This is a genomic window from Lyngbya sp. CCAP 1446/10 (genome assembly GCF_026130175.1).
Classification (GTDB): Bacteria; Cyanobacteriota; Cyanobacteriia; order Cyanobacteriales; family Microcoleaceae; genus Microcoleus.
In genome coordinates, this window is the sequence record NZ_JAIGNI010000003.1 from 65,170 (window position 1) to 80,690 (window position 15,521).

Below are 15,521 nucleotides of genomic sequence, written 5' to 3' on the forward strand. Positions count from 1 at the left end.
TACTTGTTAGATTTTCAACTGTTTTAGGAATTGCAAATCTTGCCACGCTTGGATGAGATTGCCTTGCATCAAGGCTGCTAAACCGTTTAAAACTCTAATTTCTGGCAGGTTGGGGTTGAGGGCTAGGGCTGGTTTTAAGGCAGTTTCAGCGGCTTTGGGATGCCAACCGTAAATCTGGACGAAGGCGAGATAAGCATAAGCATAGGGGTTTTGAGAGTCGAGTTGGGTGACTTTTTCTAAAGCTGCGATCGCACTTTCGACATTCTGCTGCAATACTGTAGAAAATGCCAAAGCATAAGCCCATTCTAGATTATTCGGTTCCTGCTTCAGCCGATATGCTAACGCTTGTTGCGCTTGCACTGTATAATCCTGAGTTGGATCGTACTGATTGATGCGCCCAATTTCCTCAAACACGGGTTCTAAACCGGGCAATCCTTTCGGTAAATTAACTGCCATTTCCCGCAATTGAGTCACCAAATCTAACTCCGGCATATCTTCGTTTGCTGGGACTTGTTTGGTGATTTTCAAGTTTTTCTCATTTTCGCTCCCCCTTCGAGTCTGGGAAGCAATAACCGCAGGCTCAGCGTCAATTTTAAGCGTTACCTGCGGCACTTTCATCGGATAAGTTTCGCCGGTTTTGCGATTCAGATAAGTAGCTTGCAGACTGTAACTTCCCGGTGCAATATTAGCAGGAGTCAGCATCGCGGTGCGATCGACAACTCGGAATCCCACAGCAAATTTATCCGCTTCCAGCATCCCCGGATGCAAAGTCCCCTGGGCGATCGCGCGATCGTGTAAAATCCTGAAAGTCTGTCCCGGTGGAATATCACCAGACTGCTGATTTTGCCACGTTAACAACACTAAACCAGACTGCAACTGCTGCCAAGGCCCTGACCAAATATAAGTAACCGGCAACGCTACACCGGGAACAGGTTTTGCCAGGACAGTCACTTGCTCTAATTGTACTTGCGATCGCGCTTCAGGCAACGGCTGTACTTCCACCGCGTGCGATCGCTTGCGATAAAGATTCAAATTAGTATTGTCAGGCAAAACCCAACTTTTTTGCAACTGAAACTTGCCGCCAGTTTCAATCGTCGCCACTGCTGCATTTTGAGCTTTTTTAATCCGTTCCCGAATCGAACCTTGCGGGCCAGTTTTAGTTACAAACCAAGAAAGCGATCGCACATCCTGCGGCACTTCTTTTAAATTAGTTCCCACCTGCCGCCCGTAAACCTGAAAATTAGCTAAAGCACCATAATAATTCAAATTATGCTGGTTAATTTCCGGCGTCGAAGGCAACACGCCCAAAGTCGATTGCAAATAAGGTTCCGTCTCGATAATTTCCGCAATTACTTCTTGGTGTGACCACTCTTTCCCTAAGTAAGGATAGCTGGAATTGCCGGGACTAAAAACTTGGACTAAGCTATTTCCAAAACCACCTCCCAGCGGCCAGATATGAAACAGCATCGCCAGAATTGCCAAGCCAATTGTTCCCCAACGAATTTGCTTTCCCCAACGTTGAGGCCACAGGGTTAAACAGTAGGCTAAAAAGATTGCGACTATTGGTAAATAAGGTATCACATATCTGTCATCTTTGTTGATATTTAGGGAATTAATTAAATAAGCTCCTACCCAAAATACCGCCAGCCACCGACAGGAGTTAAGGTACAATATTGATTGACTATCGGCTTTGTTTAGCCAATAATACAGTATAAATCCAACTAAGGGAATCAGTAACAGAGGCCAGGAAACCTGTTCGGGTAAGTGCTGAATATAGTAAATCCAAGCACCGATGGTATTCAAGCCCGGATCTCCTTCGGCGATCGCAGAATCCAGCGTTGCCCGTTTTCCCCCGGTCAAAATTAACAGCCAATTGGTTTTCGCCCACGGGCCAAACACCGCCGCCGACAGCAACAAAGCACCAGCTAATTGAGCTAATCTCCCCCAAGCTTTTTGCCGCACTGCACCAACCGCCAACCACAGAATCGGCGTAAACAAAAATAATACTGTAGTGTGTTTAACTAATATTGATAAACCCAGAGAAATCCCAAAGGCGATCGCCCAAAAGAAAGAAGAGGGGGAGAGGGGGAGAGGGGGAGATTGGGAGATTGGGAGATTGGGAGATTGGGAGAGGGGGAGAGGGGGAGAAGAGGGAGAGAATTTATGCTTCTTTTTAGTTCCTTCTTCCAACTTCAGTCTATCCGTTACATCCGCTACAAAATCCGCTGCCGAACCTTCTTCCTTCCACATTGTCAGACAATAAAAACAAAAAGTAATGGCAGCAGTTAGGGGGAAATCAAGTAAAAATTGCAGGCGAAACCGATAAAGCCCCGGTAACAAAACGCAAATTGCAGCAGCCCACAAACCAACTTGCCGATTAAATAATTTGGTGCCCAAATTGTAGACTGAGGCGAGCAGAATAGCACTAAATAATAAATGAACGAGGGTTGCCCGATCGCCCCCAGCGCCAAAAATATGCAAAAACGGCACCGTTAAAATGTACACCAAGGGCGGAATCTTCGTTGACAGCAGCCAGAAATTTGTCCACCACTCCCCAGACAACCACAGAGGATGCTGCAACGCTTGGAAGTAATTCAGGGTGCTAGTGAGGTATTCTGCTTGATCCCAGGCGGGTACCGAGCGATCGAGGGCAAACCAGAGGCGATCGCTAATTGCCCCCAGCAGCCAAATTATGCCTAAGATCAGCATACTCTTGCCCCGGCTGTCTCGATGTTGCACTGCCATTGCGATTGTTGGATTTTAGGTTGCAGCTTTAGCTTACAGGTGGGCGGTTCCCGGCGATCTAAAAAATAGTTTGAAAAAGTGCTTGCTAAATTCCGTATGTGTCTGCTAAGATAGTAAAGCGCGAAAAAACAAGCCGAGATAGCTCAGTTGGTAGAGCAGTGGACTGAAAATCCACGTGTCCGGAGTTCAAATCTCCGTCTTGGCATCGCAAAACCCTCACAATGTTGAGGGTTTTTTTTTAAGTAAAATGCGGGTCAACATGAAGCGATCGCCCCTTATTTTTTTTGAGTTAGAAATTGTGCTAATTCGGGAATTTCACCAGCGCGCTGCCATTCGGCTTCACCCGCGCGTACTTTGGTACGATCGGTAATCTGCTGCACATCTCGCAACTGTCGCTTAGTATAAGGCCCCTCGGCTTTACCGCTGCGGAATACGTACCACTGAGCCTGCTGTGACTTAGGCTTTTTCGTTGCTGAAGGCGGTTTTCTGACAGGCTTCATCCGAACATCGCCTAACTCCGCTGCAAGCTGGTTGAGTTCGACTGCAACTGGATCGGGAGCAGGTAAATTACGATTGGGCGATCGCTTTTTGGCTGAGGGCTCGCCGCTGGCAATTTCTACTTCACGACGCCAACCCCAGAAATGCCACTGCGCCACCCAAACTAGCGCCACGACACATCCTAACATCTCTTTTCCTGTTTCTGACCATTTTGACGGATCTCCAAACAACCTGATGGCGATCGCACCGAGTACGATCGCGCTCAAATTGAAATAAATTAGGTACGTAGTATCATTAGCCGCTAAATGCCAACTGGTTGTATGCCGCACAAAAGATTGGCTGGCTGCTGTTTTGTTGTGTTTCCAAGCTTTTCGAGCTTGAATCCGACTGTTACCAGGAAAGTCAGTTGGCCACCACTTCGCTGCCCAATTAACTAAATGCGCTGACCAATATTGCAAAGCTGCATATCCGACGATGCCGCTTAGAAACACAGAAATAACTAACAGAAAGGTTGTTAGCGGCAGTAGCTTTTGTGGCACGATTTCGGTCGTGGCAACAGTTAGCAGAAAAAACGGAGTACCGGTTAGTGTTGGAACTAACAGGAGTTCAAATATTTTTAGTAGGTTTGCATAGAAAATCCATAGGAATTTGAGAATAATTTTAAGCAGCTTGGCAAAGCGGAAGTGATATAAGTAAGCAGATGCGATCGCAGTTCCTATAATTAAAGCCACAATCCTGCTCGAAGAGTCCCTGAGTGGCAGCATCAAAAAGGCGATCGCTGGAATTCCCATCACGATTGCAGCCGGCAGCATCAGAAATGCGATAATCCCTTCCCTCCAGTGCAGCCAAGCCGATACTGTTACTGTGGGCTGCTGGTTGTGGCGGCGGATTTCCACCCACTCGGCAACTTTAGTTAAGCCCCAATGGTAGAAAGCAAATAACGGTATCTGGCACAACCAAGCAAATGCGATCGCGCCTTTAGAGTCAGAATTTCTGATGATGTACCAGTACGCTGTGCTAAATCTGTAGTAGTAGTAGTAATATCCAGGCAGCAGAAAGGAAACAATCAGCCAAAAACCGCTGCTTAATGCAAAACCTTTTCCCCATGATGCAGGAAAGGGGAGGAACTTTGGCCAGTTATTCATGATTGGGGCAATTGGAGGGATCTCAATTATTGTCCCACTACACTTGAGTTCTGGCAATTGCTTTAGTGTTCAGACAAAGCATTGGCTCATTACGCCACCTCTCTTAGACAGATCCATGTTTTAAGAATAGCGCTACATCCGGGCAGGCTGATCGCCGCAAAACCGTGCCTAAGAAATTCAAAACCGATCGCTTATCGCTGCTTTGCTTAGAGTAATAATTGCTAAATCAACAACTCAACCGCGCTATAACAATCATATTAATATCGGAAAAATTCGGATTTAGAGTAAACATAATTGTGCTGATCTTTCCCTAAAAGCCTCGCAATCTCGATCGAACTCACGAAATACTCAGGCATTTTTTGATTGACAAAAAGCAATATCTATAGTATAAAAGCTCGAAAATGGTTTCAAACTTATCTGGACAGGGCAATCCCCTGCCGGAAACAAAAGGTTACAATCAAAAATAGATTCTATTTCGATAACAATACAGTTTATAGCTTGAAGTCCTCAGTGCCAAATAACAACACCCCAACTCAATCCTTTCAATTTGACTCAATCGACAGCGCCCTCGCAGACATGAAAGCAGGTCGGATGCTGGTAGTAGTAGATGACGAAAACCGCGAAAACGAAGGCGACGTGATTTGTGCCGCCCAATTCGCCACTCCCGACAATATCAATTTTATGGCAGTGAACGCCCGGGGTTTGATTTGTCTGGCCTTGAGCGGCGATCGACTCGATCGGCTCGAACTACCCCTGATGGTTAGCAAAAACACCGACAACAATCAAACAGCCTTCACCGTCAGCATCGATGCAGTCAACGGTGTCAGTACCGGCATCTCCGCCGAAGACCGGGCCCGCACCATCCAAGTATCCATCCACCCGGACACCAAACCTCAAGACTTGCGCCGTCCCGGTCACATTTTCCCGCTGCGGGCGATCGACGGTGGTGTCCTCAAACGCGCCGGCCACACCGAAGCCTCCGTTGACCTGTCCAGACTCGCCGGATTGTATCCCAGTGGCGTGATCTGCGAAATTCAAAACCCTGACGGTTCGATGGCGAGGTTGCCGGAATTAATCGAGTATGCCAAAACGCACAATCTCAAAATCATCAGCATTGCTGATTTAATTAGCTACCGACTCAAGCACGATCGCTTCGTCCGCCGCGAAACCGTCGCCAAATTGCCCACGGAATTCGGCGATTTTATGATTTACGCCTACCGCGACACTCAAGACAATTCAGAACACGTTGCTATTGTCAAGGGCGACCCCGCAGAATTTAAGGACAAACCCGTGATGGTGCGAGTGCATTCGGAATGTCTGACCGGCGATGCTTTGGGTTCGCTGCGCTGCGACTGTCGGATGCAACTGCAAGCGGCACTGAAAATGATCGAAAGTGCCGGTTCTGGCATCATAGTTTACTTGCGCCAAGAAGGTCGGGGCATTGGATTGGTAAATAAGCTAAAAGCTTACTCGCTGCAAGATTTGGGATACGATACCGTGGAAGCTAACGAGCGGTTGGGCTTTCCCGCTGATTTGCGGAACTACGGTGTCGGAGCACAAATGCTCAACGATTTGGGAGTGCAAAAAATTCGGTTGATTACCAACAATCCGCGCAAAATTGCTGGTTTGAAAGGTTACGGCATTGAAGTTGCCGATCGCGTCCCCTTACTGATAGAAGCCACAGATTACAACTCGATCTATCTGGCAACAAAAGCCGAAAAACTCGGTCATCTGCTGCTGCAAACTTATTTAGTCACAGTGGCGATTCAGTGGAACGCAGCGAAGGAAGCAGGAAGAGGGAAGAAGTCAACCCCCCCCTGCCCCCCCCAAGGGGGGAAATTCAGGAAGAGGGAAGAAGGAAAAGAGGAAGATTCTGCCATCCAAAATCGGTACGAACACTTAGAACAACTGCGGCATTTGGCTGCAAGCCACGACTTGTTACTGCAAGAAGAAGCGCGGCCGGTGGGCATAGCTTTGTTTGGAGAAGGCTCGCTCATCGTTCACCTAGGCTTCGATCAAGCCGGACTCGCGGCCCCCGACTGGTACTCGGACACAAATCATCCTTACGTCAAGGCGATCGGGCAAATTTTCGCAGAAATCAGCACAGAATCCGACTTGAAAACACTAGAATTCATTGTTTCCTCCGGTGGCGATCCGCTCAAAACCCTGCAAGTCCAGCTCGATCGCGAAAACCTCCCCCTCGGACAAGTCGCGTCCGCGTGCGCGAGGCTTCAACCTCAAAAAATCTATAGTTTTTCCCCTATTCCCGATTCAGCCCTCGGAATGTCAAGCTAGGGTCAAGAATAGAAAGGGCAAATCGACATGGAAATGAACGTTGGTGACTTTCTGCACCGGCTCGACCTCAGGGGACAAGCACTTAAAGGCACCAACCTCGGCGGTGCAGAACTCCGGGGAGCAAACCTCAGGGGAACAGACCTCCGAGAAACCAACCTCAGCGACGCTAGTCTCAGGTATGCAGACCTGATCGAAGCCGACCTCACCGGCGCCAATCTCAGCGGGGCGGATTTAGCTGAGTCATTGCTCAATTTAGCCAACCTCACCAGAGCCGATTTGACCGGTGCTGTCCTCCGAGAAGCTACTCTCGTAGGAGCCGAACTCAGTCAAGCCAACCTCAAACAAGCAAGTTTGATCAAGGCCAATTTAGTTGGAGCAAATCTCCAGGAAGCCAACTTAACGAGAGCCAACCTCAGCGGAGCAGATTTGCGCGGTTCTCAGATGACTGGCGTCATTTTAGACAAAACAGTCTACAACAACCGGACTATCTTTCCTGACGATATTGACCCACGCGCAATGGGAGCAATTTTGCTAGCTCCCAATGCCTCGCTCCCCGGCTTAAATCTGGCTATGGTAGATTTGACCGAAGCCGACTTAAAAGGAGCCGATTTGCGGCGGACAAACTTATACAAAGCTATTTTATTCGGAGCAAAACTCGATCGGGCAAACTTAGCAGGAGCCAACATCAGCGGAGCGGACTTGAGGGAAGCCAGTTTGAGCGGCACCATTTTAGAAAAAGCTGTTTACAGCAACAAAACATTGTTTTCAGAAGGCATTGACCCCCGTCAAGCCGGAGCTTATTTAATTGCTCCCAATGTATCGCTGCAAGGGGTAAACTTAACCGGAGCCGACTTAAACGGGTCAGATTTAAGCGGAGCTAATTTGAGCGGTTCTAACTTAAGTTCGGTCAATCTCAAAAATGTAGATCTCAGCAGAGCCAGCTTAAAAAAAGCTTACCTCAAAGGTGCAAACTTGGAGGGAACAGACTTAAGAGGAGCCGATTTAAGCGGCGCAATTTTGCACCAAGTAAACTTGTGTTCTTCTGACCTCCGGGGTGTAGACCTAACCAGAGCCGACCTCAGCGGCGCTAATTTAAGCGATGCCGATTTGAGGGAGACAGATTTCACCGGAGCTACTTTGCTGTTCGCTAACTTGAGTGGGGCCGATTTGAGAGGTGTAGACTTGACAAAAGCTGACCTCAGCGGCGCGAAGTTAAACGAAGCTGACCTCAGAAAAGCAGATTTGATGAGAGTAAATTTGGAGGGAGCAGATTTAACTGAGGTAGACTTGAGCGATGCTCATTTATTCCGAGTTAATCTCAGAGGTGCTAACCTTAAAGGTGCAAACCTCAAAGGCGCAAGTTTGAAAGGAGTATCTTTGACCGATGCTTATTTGAGCGAAACGGATTTGACCGATGTAGACCTGCATCCGAGTTTATTTGAATGGCCATTAGCATCGGAATTATAATTGACAGTTGGCAGTTGACAGTTGACAGTTGGCAGTTGACAGTTGACAGTTAACAGTTGGCAGTTGCTAGTTGCTAATAATTGCCGAATAACAAATAAACGAATAACAAATAAACGAATAACAACTGACAACTGACAACTGACAACTAATCAACTGACAAATGACTAATGACAAACCGTTAGGCTCTGTTATTCAAGGTTCCCTCAGCAAGGGATTAGAAGTGCGATTGCACGCCGACGTTTCGGTGGAAGATATGAGGGTGGGGAAATTTCTAGTAGTGCGGGGGGTGCGATCGCACTTTTTCTGTATGCTCACCGACGTGTCTCTCGGAACATCCAGCGGACGCATTTTATCCAACCCTCCCAACCCCAACGACGATTTTCTGATCGCAGTCCTCGCCGGTAGCAGCACCTACGGTACGATCGAGCTTGCGCCCATGTTGATGCTGACTGCGGAAAAAGAAAAATCTCAAGCAATCTTCAATCCAACAGGTAACGGAGTCCCCGATAAAAAGTTGGCATTAGGCAATTTGGGTTCTTTTGAGGCACAAAGTGGTGCGGATATGGAACTGCTGCCGGTCAAAACTATTCCCAGCCACTTTTCCCAGGTGTTTGATGCCAAAGAAACCGACTTTCGAGCGGTTTTTGGCTGGGAAGATGACCCCTATCGCCGCAATTTTGCGATCGGCAAACCGATTGACATGGACGTGGCTGTATGCTTGGATTTAGACCGATTTGTGGAACGCAGCAACGGAGTTTTTGGTAAGTCGGGAACAGGAAAATCTTTTCTGACGCGCTTGCTGCTGTCGGGAATTATTCGCAAACAAGCTGCTGTTAATCTAATTTTTGATATGCACTCGGAGTACGGCTGGGAAGCAGTTTCGGAAGGAAAACAGTTCAGCACTGTTAAAGGTTTGCGGCAGTTATTTCCCGATAAAATTCAGATTTATACCCTCGATCCAGAATCGACAAAACGCCGGGGTGTCCGTGACGCTCAAGAGTTATTTTTGAGTTTCGAGGAAATTGAAGTGGAAGATATCTCGCTAGTGCAGCGGGAGTTGAATTTGTCGGAAGCTAGTATCGAGAATGCGATTATTTTGCGCAATGAGTTGGGCAAGGGTTGGATTAACAAGTTGTTGGAAATGACCAACGAAGATATCCAAATGTTTTGCGAAGAAAAGCGGGGAAATAAATCTTCGATTATGGCTTTGCAGCGCAAATTAGAGCGTTTAAATGATTTGAAATATATTCGCAAACGCTGTCCAAAAAATTATGTAACTGAAGTTTTGCAGTGTTTGGATAGCGGTAAAAATGTAGTAATTGAGTTTGGTTCGCACTCGGATTTGCTGTCGTATATGTTAGCAGCCAATGTGATTACTCGCCGCATTCACGCATCTTATGTGCGGAAAGCTGAGAAGTTTTTGCAGAGTAAAAATCCGTGCGATCGCCCGCAACCATTGGTGATTACCATTGAGGAAGCCCACCGCTTTCTCGATCCAGCGATCGTGCGATCGACTATTTTTGGTACAATTGCCCGCGAAATGCGAAAATACTTCGTAACTCTGCTAATTGTAGACCAGCGTCCCTCCGGTATCGACGGCGAGGTGATGTCGCAAGTCGGCACGCGGATTACAGCTTTGCTAAACGACGATAAAGACATCGATGCTATCTTTACGGGCGTTTCAGGAGGCCAGAGTTTGCGATCGGTTTTGGCCAAACTAGACTCGAAACAGCAAGCATTAGTTTTGGGGCACGCTGTACCGATGCCGGTAGTTGTACAGACTCGTCCCTATGATGAGCAATTCTACAGGGAAATCGGGGATATCGACTGGCAAGAAATGCCCGATGAACAAGTATTTGCCGAGGCAGAATCTGCTAAAATGGATCTGGGATTTTAGATTGACAACGGCTAGATTCATTACAGAACTTAGGCAAATGTTACTGTAAATTAATCGTTGCGAACAATTGGCGATCGCTGGCAATGACGGAAATACCTGGTTTTTGCCTGAGTTATAAATTAGAAAGTGCGAGGCTCGACAGTAAAATAAAATTAGCCCTCATCTAGGAGCCCAGGAGTTTTCCCCCTCATACCCTCAGCCCTCATTTCACAAAATTTAAGATAAATAAAACTTAGGCATTTAAACACAATTTTTAAGGGTTTGAGGATTTTTTAGCAGCTAGCTAGGAGTCGGAAAGCCCGATCGTCTCTAACTTTATGGAAACCCAAAATTTGAGTTTAAGTTATATTAATCGCTGGCGGCACTCTCGACTGTCATAATCGGTTTTAAAGGAATTTTACCAATTTACTATGTATTTTTTGAGACAAAGAACGGTTGCTTCGTGGCGATCGCAAGTTGGAAATTCCCGTTCAAATTCGCAGTTTGAAAATTCTCAGTGAGGCAGGCGGTCTACAATATAATTCAAGCCCGATGAAGTGCAAGTATCAAAAAAACACTCGCCTCGATAAGCAGGAGTAATCTATGTACGGTTTAGTTAACAAAGCGATCGAAGAAATGGTCTGTTCTCGCTTCGGGGAAGAGACTTGGGAAACCATCAAAGAGAAAGCAGATGTAGACATTGACGTTTTCATGACAATGGATGCTTATCCAGACGATCTCACTCACCGCCTGGTACATTCGGCAAGCGAAGTGCTAGGAATGAGCGCCGATGATATTTTACAGGCTTTCGGCGAATACTGGGTAATCTATACCGCCTCTGAAGGCTACGCCCAAATCCTCGATCTGGCGGGAGATAACCTGCGGGAGTTTCTGGCAAACCTCGACAACCTCCACGCCCGCGTAGGGTTGAATTTTCCCCAGCTTCAACCGCCTTCGTTTCAGTGTACTGAAAACTCAGAAAATAGCATGGAACTGCACTATTACTCTCACAGGCAAGGGTTTGCCCCAATGGTGAAGGGGCTGTTGAAAGGTTTGGCGTGCCGATTCCAAACAGAGGTAGAGATCGAGCAAACAAGCGATCGCACTCAGGGAGCAGATCGCGACGTGTTCTCCATCCACTGCAAATCTAGCTAAAACTATTATGGTTTCCCCTGCATTCAGTTCTTCTCCTCTGATATTTGCAAAAGCTTTTCCATTTCATTTAGCATTCCGGAGATGGGAGACTGAAATTGTGCATTTGGGAGATGTTTTAGCTCGGATCTGCCCCGAATTATCTTTAGGAAGTTCGCTCAAGGAACACTTTCGGATCGAACGGCCGAACGTTCCTCTAGAATTTGACGCCATTCGAGAGCAGTCTCGCTCGATCTTCCTTCTCGAATCCCTCCACAACAAAATGCTGCTCAAAGGGCAGATGGTTGCGGCGGAAAATCAAGAAGTAATCTTTTTCCTCGGTTCCCCTTGGATCGCAGACTTAGCGGATCTCGCCCCGCTGGGGCTGACGATTAACGATTTCGCCCTTCACGATCGGGTAGTTGACTTGCTTTTCTTGTTGCAAGCACAGAAAACTGCCTTAGCGGATGCTAAAAAATTGAATGAGAAATTAACCACACAGCGAGCTCAATTGCGATCGGCACTACAGGAAGCAGAACAGGCGGCGAATGCTGTGGCCCAAAACCAACAACTCAAGAAAACTCTGCAAGAATTGCAGCAAACCCAAGCGCAACTGATCCAAAGCGCCAAAATGTCGAGCCTCGGTGAACTTGTCGCGGGTGTAGCTCATGAAATCAACAATCCTGTCAATTTTATTCTAGGCAATCTCGACTGCGCCCGCGACAACATTCAACAGTTGCTGAAACTGATAGAACTCTATCAAAAATACAATCCCGCTCCGGCACCGGAAATTCTAGCTTATAGAGATGAAATTGAATTTGAATTTTTAAATGAAGACTTGCCTAAACTTTGCTCTTCCATGCGGGTGGGCGCTGACCGGATTGGCAAGATCGTGCTGTCGCTGCGTAATTTTTCTCGCCTAGACGAAGCGGAAATGAAGTTTGTTAATATCCACGAAGGGCTAGATAATACGCTGCTAATACTGCAACACCTGCTCAAAGAAAATAATGGCAGGCCGGAAATTGAAGTGATTAAAGAATATGGCGATTTGCCACTTATAGAATGTTATCCAGGACAGCTCAATCAGGTGTTTGTCAATCTGCTCGGCAATGCCATAGATGCTATAGAAATGGGTGCCAGTGAGGGCGGTAGGATTCGGATTCGCACGGAACTTTTGCAGGCGGGCGATCGCGCCCAAGTGCTAATTGCCGATAACGGACCGGGATTTGACACTCTTGTGAGCGATCGAATGTTTGACCCGTTTTTTACCACAAAACCTGTAGGTCAGGGTACGGGGTTGGGGCTCTCAATCAGTTACCAGATTGTTGTTTTGAAACATCAGGGGTTGATTCGTGGCATTTGTGCACCGGGTTCGGGAGCGGAGTTTTGCGTTGAAATTCCATTGAGGCAAAAAAATTAGGCTGGCGCGTTCACAGCCAGCTTTTATAGACTTTTACTTACTCCTCGCAGAATTTCCTTATCACATTTTAAGAAAAATGTCAATAAATATTTTAAACCGTAAGTTGCAGCGAATAGGGCGATCGAGTTCGGTTATCTCGCATCTTAGCATCTAGGCAGGGAGAAAAATTCAAGCGATGATAGAACAGAGAGCAAAAAAAGCCCTCGAATTGCATGAGTTTGTTTGCATGAGTCTGTTTGCATGAGTATTGTAAAGTTGAGTTGCAGTTAAAACTAGCAGGGAATTTAAAACCTTAAGGAAAAATGTAGAATCTTGACCTTAAGACAGAGGCTTTTACCCTTTACGATCCTGAAAATTTGGAATAGTATTGAGAAAAGTAAACTCTTGCTTCACTTCGCCGGGAACTAGCCGTTAAAGCTAGTGAGCTACGGAAAATCAACGGGGATTACTAGAAAATTCAGCACAAAAGTAATCCAAAACCACAAGCTTCTACCGATCGTCACCGAGAAACAGGATGGGTAACATCCCCCTGTCGCAGTCTTTATCCCACTTGTAAAAGTGGGACAGGGTATCACCAACTTTTTATCTGTTGTTACAAGGAGTGCAAAACTCACCCATGTCCACTACAACCCCTAAAACCAAAACAGTGAAAGCCGATCGCACGAGCAGTCGGCCATACTCCTCAACGGATACGGTTCGTACCTATCTGCACGAAATCGGTCGCGTACCCCTGCTAACCCGAGAAGAAGAGATTGTTTTCGGGAAGCAGGTACAGCAAATGATGAAATTAATCGAAGCAAAACAAGCATTTGCTAAAGAATGGCAGCGGGATCTTACGAACGAAGAGTGGGCTGCCGAAATGGAGTTGGCGGAAGCCGAACTGAACCGGATATTGCAAATAGGGCGGCGCGCCAAGCAAAAGATGATTGAAGCGAATTTGCGCTTAGTAGTGGCGATCGCCAAAAAATACCAAAAACGCAATATGGAATTCTTGGATTTAATTCAAGAAGGAACTCTCGGTTTAGAACGAGGAGTAGAAAAATTTGACCCGATGCGGGGATACAAATTTTCTACCTATGCGTACTGGTGGATTCGCCAAGCAATCACTCGCGCGATCGCCCAACACGCCCGCACCATTCGATTACCAATTCACATCACCGAAAAACTCAACAAAATCAAAAAAGTGCAGCGGGAACTCACCCAGCAGTTTGGCCGTTCTCCCTCGCCTGCGGAAATTGCCACCGCCCTGGAACTGCAACCTTCGCAAATTCGAGAATACCTACTGATGGCAAGACATCCCGTTTCTTTGGACTTGCGGGTAGGAGACAACCAAGATACCGAACTGCAAGAACTCTTAGAGGACGAAACTGCATCTCCAGATAACTATATTACCTCAGAATTGCTGCGACAAGACCTGAATACTTTGATCTCAGAACTTACCCCGCAGCAGCGAGATGTGATTATTCTGCGCTTTGGTTTAGAAGACGGCACCGAAATGTCGCTGGCGAAAGTCGGAGAAAGGCTGAATCTCAGCCGCGAACGAGTGCGACAGCTAGAACATCAAGCTCTCGCCCACCTGCGGCGGCGCCAATCTCAAGTACGAGAATACTTGGCTAGTTAGTCACTAAAGGAGTTGAGATTTCCCCCAAATCTCAACTCCTTTTTTGGTGTTTGTGCTGCTGGCAAGGATATTTTTATTTGAAAGTCGATCGCGTGATCGCAAAATTTATCAAAACTAATCTGAGATTTGAATTCAGGAACCGGGCGGGCGATCGAGAATTCAAATTAATAACCTGCGTTCAGCCAAATACCCGGTTTCTTGACGAGCTTTTTGAAACCGGTATAAAAGGCGCTGCGAGGCAGTTATTATGAATTTTGGGGCAAGCGAGTGGTTTTGACTTATTTGATATTGACAAGCAGTTTAGAGGCGATCGCCCTTGGTCTCTCGCCCGGTAACTTTAGCATCGCATGGACGGCACGCCCGCTTGGACACTCGGAGATCAAATCCGGCGTTTTTAGTTCGCAATCTCCCCCAAATGCTGTGCCAGATACCGCTAGTACAGGTTTATCAGAGGGTATTTACCTCTACGGCCAGTCGAGCCAGCCCGATGAAATTAAACAAGAATATTTTGTATTTGAAATGCGTCAGAGCAAGGTAGTCGGGGCTTTTTACCTGCCTCGGTCTGCTTTTTACTGTTTTTACGGCACTGGCGATCGAAATCAGTTAAATTTAACAGTAGTAGACACTTACGACGGCACTCGCTCTCCCTACTCCGTAAACCTGCAACAGTATTACCCTCTTTCCGTCGTCAGCGACAACGATCGACGAATTTTGAGTATTTGCAAGGAAGCTCACAAACAGCAGGTGTGGGGAAACTAATATCATTTTCGATTGGGGATTGGGGATTAAAGAATTGGAAATTACTCACTGCATAAGAGTTTGCAGTCTGCCTACAGTTGCATCCATAAAAATAATACGGGAAGCGGGAAACGAGCGCGACTTTAGTCCTGAGAGGAAAGCGACGCGGGGACTTCAGTCCCCGTGTCTTTCTTGGTTAGCAGAATGGTGTGGATCTTCTTTATAGTTCTTAACGACTTCATAAGAAGAAATACGGTAAGTGGGAAACGAGCGCGACTTTAGTCCTGAGAGGGAAACGACTCGGCGATTTCAATCGCCTTGAATCTTCTGTTATAATTGAGCAGTGAGTAAGAATAATCAACTACGTGTTGAACCATTCCTAGTACGGCGAAATTCCGGCTACTTAGTACGGGGCTAGATACCCAACACAAAAAGAGCAAGTAATAGTAGGATGGGGAGCGTACCGAATTTTGGCTTTGCGTTGAACTCCGAAAACAACCAAAAGTAGAAAAGTAAGCGCAATAGCAGCGTCGCAAGACAGTTGTTCTGAGCGAAAGCGAGGCACTTTGACAATGCCTTTGAAGA

9 protein-coding genes and 1 tRNA gene are annotated in these 15,521 nt (G+C 46.8%); 8 read left to right on the forward strand and 2 right to left on the reverse strand.

Translation table 11 applies throughout. From position 1 onward, the window contains the following. Positions 1-6: 6 nt before the first annotated feature. Positions 7-2,745, reverse strand: a complete 2,739-nt coding sequence (locus K4039_RS02185) for a glycosyltransferase family 39 protein (protein WP_265233479.1) — start codon at positions 2,743-2,745, stop codon at positions 7-9. A gap of 132 nt (positions 2,746-2,877) precedes the next feature. Here K4039_RS02185 and K4039_RS02190 point away from each other — a divergent pair. Then, positions 2,878-2,950 (forward strand) — tRNA-Phe (locus K4039_RS02190). A gap of 70 nt (positions 2,951-3,020) precedes the next feature. On the opposite strand, the gene K4039_RS02195 is transcribed toward K4039_RS02190, so the two are convergent. Further along, positions 3,021-4,388, reverse strand: coding sequence for a DUF4339 domain-containing protein (locus K4039_RS02195; protein ID WP_265233480.1), 1,368 nt, complete (start codon positions 4,386-4,388; stop codon positions 3,021-3,023). 576 nt (positions 4,389-4,964) lie between these two features. On the opposite strand from K4039_RS02195, the gene ribBA reads away from it, so the two are divergent. The 7 genes from ribBA to K4039_RS02230 all read left to right on the forward strand — a co-directional run bounded on the left by ribBA (position 4,965) and on the right by K4039_RS02230 (position 14,957). Then, the gene (ribBA, locus tag K4039_RS02200; protein ID WP_375339776.1) at positions 4,965-6,683 is read left to right on the forward strand and encodes a bifunctional 3,4-dihydroxy-2-butanone-4-phosphate synthase/GTP cyclohydrolase II; all 1,719 of its coding nucleotides are present in this window, start codon (positions 4,965-4,967) and stop codon (positions 6,681-6,683) included. A 27-nt stretch (positions 6,684-6,710) separates the two neighbouring features. Continuing rightward, positions 6,711-8,150, forward strand: a complete 1,440-nt coding sequence (locus tag K4039_RS02205; protein WP_265233482.1) for a pentapeptide repeat-containing protein — start codon at positions 6,711-6,713, stop codon at positions 8,148-8,150. Positions 8,151-8,310: 160 nt separating this feature from the next. Next, positions 8,311-10,047 (forward strand): ATP-binding protein, encoded by a 1,737-nt coding sequence (locus tag K4039_RS02210; protein ID WP_265233483.1) that lies wholly within the window; start codon positions 8,311-8,313, stop codon positions 10,045-10,047. A 582-nt stretch (positions 10,048-10,629) separates the two neighbouring features. Beyond that, a complete protein-coding gene (locus tag K4039_RS02215; RefSeq protein ID WP_265233484.1) occupies positions 10,630-11,181 on the forward strand; it encodes a heme NO-binding domain-containing protein in 552 nt (183 codons plus the stop codon). A gap of 7 nt (positions 11,182-11,188) precedes the next feature. Beyond that, complete coding sequence (locus K4039_RS02220; protein ID WP_265233485.1) at positions 11,189-12,577, forward strand: sensor histidine kinase; 1,389 nt, start codon at positions 11,189-11,191, stop codon at positions 12,575-12,577. A 616-nt stretch (positions 12,578-13,193) separates the two neighbouring features. Next, positions 13,194-14,198 carry an RNA polymerase sigma factor, RpoD/SigA family gene (locus K4039_RS02225; protein WP_265233486.1) on the forward strand — a complete coding sequence of 335 codons (1,005 nt, stop codon included), beginning with the start codon at positions 13,194-13,196 and terminating at the stop codon, positions 14,196-14,198. Positions 14,199-14,465: 267 nt separating this feature from the next. Next, a complete protein-coding gene (locus K4039_RS02230) occupies positions 14,466-14,957 on the forward strand; it encodes a hypothetical protein (RefSeq protein WP_265233487.1) in 492 nt (163 codons plus the stop codon). The last annotated feature ends 564 nt before the right edge of the window (positions 14,958-15,521 follow it).

Coding starts and splice junctions, on each gene's coding strand:
- K4039_RS02185 (WP_265233479.1), bottom strand. CDS start 2,745: ATGGCAGTGCAACATCGAGACAGCCGGGGCAAGAGTATGCTGATCTTA.
- K4039_RS02195 (WP_265233480.1), bottom strand. CDS start 4,388: ATGAATAACTGGCCAAAGTTCCTCCCCTTTCCTGCATCATGGGGAAAA.
- ribBA (WP_375339776.1), top strand. CDS start 4,965: ATGAAAGCAGGTCGGATGCTGGTAGTAGTAGATGACGAAAACCGCGAA.
- K4039_RS02205 (WP_265233482.1), top strand. CDS start 6,711: ATGGAAATGAACGTTGGTGACTTTCTGCACCGGCTCGACCTCAGGGGA.
- K4039_RS02210 (WP_265233483.1), top strand. CDS start 8,311: ATGACTAATGACAAACCGTTAGGCTCTGTTATTCAAGGTTCCCTCAGC.
- K4039_RS02215 (WP_265233484.1), top strand. CDS start 10,630: ATGTACGGTTTAGTTAACAAAGCGATCGAAGAAATGGTCTGTTCTCGC.
- K4039_RS02220 (WP_265233485.1), top strand. CDS start 11,189: ATGGTTTCCCCTGCATTCAGTTCTTCTCCTCTGATATTTGCAAAAGCT.
- K4039_RS02225 (WP_265233486.1), top strand. CDS start 13,194: ATGTCCACTACAACCCCTAAAACCAAAACAGTGAAAGCCGATCGCACG.